At 43.8% G+C, this 6,857-nt stretch carries 5 protein-coding genes; all 5 read right to left on the bottom strand.

All coding sequences use genetic code 11. From position 1 onward, the window contains the following. Window positions 1–221 precede the first annotated feature (221 nt). On the bottom strand, window positions 222–605 hold the full coding sequence (locus AC805_RS10535; RefSeq protein ID WP_055075399.1) for a response regulator: 384 nt from the start codon (window positions 603–605) through the stop codon (window positions 222–224). A gap of 93 nt (window positions 606–698) precedes the next feature. Then, complete coding sequence (locus tag AC805_RS10530) at window positions 699–1,073, bottom strand: response regulator (protein WP_055075398.1); 375 nt, start codon at window positions 1,071–1,073, stop codon at window positions 699–701. Between the two features lie 213 nt (window positions 1,074–1,286). Next, on the bottom strand, window positions 1,287–3,746 hold the full coding sequence (locus AC805_RS10525; protein ID WP_055075397.1) for an ATP-binding protein: 2,460 nt from the start codon (window positions 3,744–3,746) through the stop codon (window positions 1,287–1,289). Between the two features lie 423 nt (window positions 3,747–4,169). After that, window positions 4,170–4,613 (bottom strand): GGDEF domain-containing protein, encoded by a 444-nt coding sequence (locus AC805_RS10520; protein ID WP_156341379.1) that lies wholly within the window; start codon window positions 4,611–4,613, stop codon window positions 4,170–4,172. Next, the gene (locus AC805_RS10515; protein ID WP_055075395.1) at window positions 4,610–6,580 is read right to left on the bottom strand and encodes a response regulator; all 1,971 of its coding nucleotides are present in this window, start codon (window positions 6,578–6,580) and stop codon (window positions 4,610–4,612) included. Before AC805_RS10515 ends, AC805_RS10520 begins: the two co-directional genes overlap by 4 nt. Window positions 6,581–6,857 lie beyond the last annotated feature (277 nt).

Here is a 6,857-nt window from a genome sequence, read left to right as displayed (position 1 = left end):
GGTGTGGCTTTAGCGAAGGGGAAAGATGCCGCCGATTCTCGGCAAAAGGCAACAGAAGCCGCCTCTAAGGTTAAAATCAATGATTTCCCTTCATGATTAAGTAGCTAGGCGCAATTAAATATAAAACCCAAAAGCCTATGGCTCACGCTGCGCGTGAGCCATAGGCTTTTGGGTTTTAATTTTGTTTACCAATTTGTTTACCAATTTGTTTACCAATTTGTTTACCAACTTAAGATGCGACAAATTTCTGAAAAGAGCTTGAGTGGATAAAAGGGCTTAGCGATCGCCCCCTTTACTTTTAATTTGGCGATCGCGTGCGGTTCAGTTAAATCTGCGCGAGATGTCAATAAAATAACAGGAATATGGGAAACTTGAGGATTGGCTTCTAGTTGTTTCAGGAAGGAGAAACCATCCATGTTTGGCATGATGATATCGAGAATAATTAAGTCGGGTTTGATTTCTGCGGCTAAGACTAATCCTTCTTTCCCCGATTTAGTAGTAACAGTACGACAGCCATGGAGCAATTCTAGGCAGGTTTGCAAGATATCACAGATGAAAGTTTCATCATCGATTACTAAAATTGTTTTGTTAGATTGAATATTCACTTTAAGTATCACAGTCTAAGTACTGACTAAGTACTGAATATCCCAGTATAGTAATTACTTAAAATGAGAACAATGTGAGGAAAGGAAATCCGATTACCAACCTAAGATTTGGGCGATGCGATCGGCGATCGCCATCGGATCGAAGGGCTTGGCGATTACCCCGACTACACCTAAATTCTCAAAACATTCGCGATCGCGAGATTGTACCTTAGCAGTCAATAGGATGACGGGAATATGTTGCGTACGGGAATTTGCTTGGAGATTTTGATACACCTCGATACCGTCCATTTCGGGCATCATCACATCGAGCAGGATCGCATCGGGCTGTAGATCCTCGACAATACTAAGCCCATCCTTACCAGAATTGGCAACGCGCACTTGCCAATCTTTAAAGCTTTCTAGACATACGGCAATTACCGCAGCGAGATTGGGTTCATCGTCGATCAGTAAAATTGATTTGGTAGACATAACTGCTCCTAACTAACTCCTAAATACTTGTGCGAAATAAATTACCGAAACCCGTAAAGTTGCGCCCCTACGGGGCGCAACTTTTACCAATTCACGCATACCAATTCACGCATACCAATTCACGAAAGTATGACAACACTTTTGGGGATTAGACACCAAAACCAATAAGGTTTTGAGATTCCCAAAACGGCGTTGCCGTTTTGGGAATTGGTATTAAACAACGCGATGGGGAATTGTAAAGAGAAATGTACTTCCCTTCGACAACACACTTTCCACCCAGATTTTGCCTCCGTGCTGTTGCACGATACTACGGCAAATGGCTAGACCTAAGCCTGTACCTCCTTTTTGGCGAGCATCGGAAGCATCCACCTGATTAAATCGCTCAAAAATATCTTCTAAATATTCTTCGGGGATACCTCGACCGCGATCGCTAATTTCAAATAGAATTTCCTCTTGATGGGACTCCGCAGTCAGATGTACTTCGCTGTGGGGTGGTGAGAACTTAATGGCATTACTGAGCAAATTAACTAGGGTTTGGACTAGGCGATCGCCATCGACCCAAATCTGGATCGATGGCAAATCGCATAATATCGAGATTTGATTTTGATCCGAGAGAGCTTCCATAGTAGCGATCGCCTGTTGGCACAAATCGGCAACATCATGCCAATGGCGATCGAGGGTGACGCGGCTAGAGCTTAACCGTTCTAAGTCGAGAATATCATTTACTAACCGTACTAATCTCTCTGTATCCGAAACTGCAATATCGAGCATATGTTTAGCGGTGTCAGGCTTAACATCTAATACTCCCGACGCAAGCAATCCCAAGGCTCCACGAATTGAGGCTAGGGGAGTCCGTAACTCGTGACTGACAATGGAAATAAACTCGTTTTTAATTTTGTCTACTTTTAATTTGTCCGTGATATCTTCGCCAATACTGATCGTTCCCACGATTTTATGATCTGGATCTCGCAACACTGTATTGTTCCAAGCGATGTCTCTTTTTTCTCCCGATTTGGTAATAATGGGATTTTGATAATGGGGATGAAAATCCTTTAAGAAATTTTCTTCAATCAGAGCCTTATCAAAAAGCCGATCGATTTCTTCTTGGAGATATTCAGGCAAAAAATTACTAAACCAATTTTCCCCAATTACCTCTTCAAGTTTATAACCTGCTGTCTCTAAAAAGAAGGAATTAGCGTATCCTACGATTCCCTCAGGATTGAGTCCCACCACGATTAAGCGGACGTTATCGAGCAAAGATTGCCAACGACGGTTTGCTTCTCTCAGAGCATTTTCATTGAGCACGTTGGAGGTAATATCGCTAAAAACCATGAGGATCGTGGCGATCGCTCCATGCGCGTCATACTCAGGAATGATATTGATTTTGTAATAGGCTAGCCCCCCCTTGGGCGAAGGGAAGTCTATTTCGTACTCTTGCTGCTCTCCTGTCGCCAGTAGTTCGCTGACGTACTCTTCAGCTAAGAGAACATTCTTTTCAGGCATTTTCATTTCGCGAAAGGTTTTACCTAAAAATTCTGAAGGTGGGATGCCAAAGGCAAATTTGGTAGCTGAATTGATGTAAAGAATGTGCGATTGTCGATCGAGACGCGCGATTACATTGGGAGAATTCTCGACGAGGGCGATAAATTCCTGTTGGCGTTTAAACAGTTCGGCAGTGCGCTCGTTGACGCGATTTTCTAATTCGGCATTGCTGATCTGGAGATCGCGGTAGAGTTCGGCTTGCTGGAGAGCGATCGCAAATTGGACTGACAACTGCTGAAGTAAACGAATATCAGGCTCTTCCCAATGGCGCGTAGTCGAACATTGATGGGCAATCAACAAGCCCCATAACTTTGGCGTTTTATTATTTAAGAGAAGAATGGGTAAAACTAGATTTGCCCTTACTTGAAAAATTTCCATCAGTTGGAGATGACATTCAGTTAAGTTAGCTGCATAAATATCAGAAGTAGCAAAAACTCTACCTTCTTGGTATTGGCAACCTAAATCACCCTGAAAGCAAAGCTCATCAACATGTTCGTTTAGGGCGGATTTCCAAGGTGCGATGACTGATTCCGCTACGATGATCCCGCTCATATCGGGATTGAACTGATAAATTATCGTGCGATCGGCTTTTAAAAATATGCGTATTTCTCGCACGATCGCTTGAGATACTTCTTCTAAATCAAGATATTGGCGAATATGGAGCGAGATTTGGGCAATTAATAGCTCCTGTTGCTGCGATCGCTGCAATTGACGATTTAATAAAATGCGATCGCCTAATTGCCCAACCCGATTACATAATGACAAGGAGGTAACATCTCCTTTCGCGAGATAGTCAGCCACTCCTAGACGCATGAGCTTTAAGATAACCCGTTCGTCACCCACCTTTCCCGTCAAAACGATCGCATCTAATTTGGGGAGGAGGCTATCTTTGCCCATCTCGGCAAGTAGTTCCCAACCCTCACCATCAGGCAAGAAATAATCAACAAGGACAATATCAGGTCGATCGGTTTTCCACAATGCCAACCCCTCTGCTAAGGTTTCTGCCTCCCTAATGTTATAGGTATGGGTATGGTCTGATTGCAGATACCGAATATAGGCATGGCGATCGCTTTCCGAGTCATCCACAAGCAAAACATTAATATTGAATGAAGATGAGTTCTGGGTAACCAATGTTTTGCCATTCCTATGAGTTAGTTAAGTCCATCTTAGCCATCCTATCCCGATGGCTTCGGCTTCGCTCAGCCATCGGGATAGGATGGCTGAGCGAAGCCGAAGCCTCTCCCAATTTATTTAATACCAATTCACTGAAGTAAGCCAACACTTCAATGAATTAAAAAGTAAACCCCGTAAGGTTTTGAGATTCCCAAAATGGCGTTGCCATTTTGGGAATTGGTATAATACCAATTCCCAAAAGTGTGGCTACACTTTTGGGAATTAAAAACCAAACCCAGTAAGGGTTTTAAAATCCCAAAATGGCTACGCCATTTTGGGAATTGGTATAAGATTGCTAAGTGGCTGGGCATAATTAAAACCCAGAATCAAAAGCTGTAGCGCATGCACAGCGTGCGCTACAGCTTTTGACTCTGCTATTTATTAATCATTAGCCGCAACTATCCGATTTCTACCCGACATTTTGGCTTGATATAGAGCTGCATCCATACCCTTATATAGCAAATTTATACTATTGCCATGCTTTGGCCATTCCACTAATCCGCCACTAAAGGTTACATTAAAAGCCTCGCCTGCTGACGATACAAATTCTTGTTGTCTCCAGATAGTCAATAAATTATTGAGGCGATCGATCCCCTGCTGACAATCAGCTCCATATAAGCCCACCACAAATTCTTCACCGCCCCAGCGCATAGTTATATCCTCACTCCGAAAATGCTGCCGCAAGAGCTTTCCAAATTGCTTGAGAACGAAATCACCCATAATGTGACCATAGCGATCGTTGACCCGTTTAAATAAGTCCAGATCTAAAATTGCCAAGCAAAAGGTTTGCTGATTGCGCATAGACAAACGGATCAGTTGGTTCAAGCTATAATACCGCGACGATGGGTATATAAGCCCGTGAGCCCATCAAAATCTGCCGCCTGACGAGATACCAGACTGCGCTCTAAACGACTGAGAAGCCTTGTTTGTAAATCTTCCTCCACAATAGGTTTGCTGAGATAGTCATCTGCGCCAGCCGCAAATACTTGGTGAATAGTATCGCGATCGCTAGAAGATGAGAGAAAGACGATCGGTAAATATTGCCATAGAGAATCAGTTCTGACCGCACGGCAGAGGTCAATGCCGCTATAGTCGGGCATATTCAAATCCAGCAGCAGCAGATCGGGAGAAGTAGATTCTAAAACTTGCCAAAACTGCTTGCAATCTTGGAGCAGTGTCACATCTAAATCCCATTGAGCCAACAAGATTTGCAAGACTTTTAATATATGGGAATCATCATCGACAATCATGACTCTAGGGCGATCGTGCCTCTGCCGATGGATTAATTGCGAAATCACACTGAGGATTTCCTCGGTCAAGGCGGGTTTTTCGATAAAGATATGTCCCCCCTTCTTTGCCGTCATAACGCGATCGCTCAAGTCACCTTTGGAATTAGTAATCAATGTCGGAATATCCATCTGTCTCCGCGACAGCTCATCCAAGAGTAGCAAGCCATCGTTACCATCAGCGCTACCATCATCGTTACCATCAGCGAGTAAGATATCCAATAGAATTATGTCAGGAGGTTCTTGTTCGAGTTTTGCTTTAGCATCGGCAAGGCTATTAGCCGTTTCTACAACTATCCCCCAAGCTTCGGCATCCCGCTGCATCTCCTGCACGAATTCCACATCGCTATCCACAATCAGCAGCTTAGGGAAACGAGCAAAGTCTCTAGGTTTCTGTACCTTCGTAATGTAGTTCTTAGATATCTTGAGAGGTTCGTTAGCACTAGTTTCTAAATCATCAATCAATGTATGGAGCTGACCAACATCGTGATGAGATAGAGGAAAATCATGCTGTAAAAGCTGCTCGATCTGAAGAGCGATCGCCGATCCTTGGGGAAATCCTAGGGTTCCAAGGGAGCCTACCAGCCGATGCGCTTCCATGCAACCCCGATCGCGCATTTTCGGCTCCAAGCTTCCTGCCTCCAAAGCGATCGCCACTTGCCGAAAGAAAGGAATTAATTTGGCGAGGCTCTCCCGCAGTTTTTGGGTTATTTCGGCGATCGTGGCTTTTAATTTTGCTTCAGTAAGTTGCTGGGATGTTGGCGTTACAGGACTATGCCGATCTGGAAGCCGACCTGAAATCCGATCTGGCATCTGCTCTGGGGAAGGTTCATTTCTAAGGCGATAGCCCAAACCATATAAAGTCTCAATGGGATCGGCGCTCATGCCCGCTGCCTTGAATTTTTGGCGCAATCCCTTAATATGGGTAGTTACTGATTCCTCACTGGGGAAATCCCCCGCCGCCCATACCAAGTCTAGTATAGAGCTACGACTAAAGATTTTTTGCGGATGCCTGAGAAGTAGCTCTAATATTCCATATTCTTTCTGGGTTAAATGTAAGGGTTGCTGGTTATAGCTAATCATATTGTTACCGAAATCTAAGCACAGATTCTCCCAAGTTAAGGTTTGTCGCAGTGAATCGCGATTGTGAGCGCGGCGCAACAACGCCCGAATGCGAGCAATTAGTTCTTGAAATTCGTAGGGTTTTACCACATAGTCATCGGCTCCAGCTTCAAGTCCCATCACGCGATCGCTCACACTATCCTTAGCAGTAAGCAGCAATACTGGAATCATGTAGCCCGATGTCCTTAACTTGGCACATAAATCTATCCCATTGCTATCGGGTAGAATGATATCGAGAACCATCAAGTCGTAGGTATAGGTCTCGATATATTGCCATGCAGCTTTTGCATCAGGAGCAATATCAATGGTGTAGGGAAATTCAGCGAGTAGTTGCACTAGTCTTGCTGCAGAAAAGCCATCATCCTCGACTATTAGAATCTTCAAATCTTTCTCCTCTAAGATGCCGATTAGCTAGAAATAAATATCCAAGTAAATTTAGCTATATCGCTCCCCTTGTGCCCCAAAACTCAGATTTTAATTTTAGTTTATCGTTTTGCACCTTACTATCCAAAAACATAATGAGGAAATAATGAGGAAACGAATCTTTTAACTACAAATTTATTCCCGCAAATAATAGTCTTAAGTAGCTAGGCATAATTAAAAACCAAAACCAGAGAGCGTACCGCCCGCATAGCGGGCGGTACGCTCTTCTAGGTTTTAA

This window comes from Pseudanabaena sp. 'Roaring Creek' (genome assembly GCF_001402795.1).
In the GTDB taxonomy this organism is placed as follows: Bacteria; Cyanobacteriota; Cyanobacteriia; order Pseudanabaenales; family Pseudanabaenaceae; genus Pseudanabaena.
The sequence above is the reverse complement of the archived record's forward strand: the minus strand, read 5'-3'. Positions and strand labels throughout refer to the sequence as shown.

What these genes read in the sequence shown, in the direction of transcription:
- AC805_RS10530 (WP_055075398.1), bottom strand. Translation starts at nt 1,073, where the DNA reads ATGTCTACCAAATCAATTTTACTGATCGACGATGAACCCAATCTCGCT.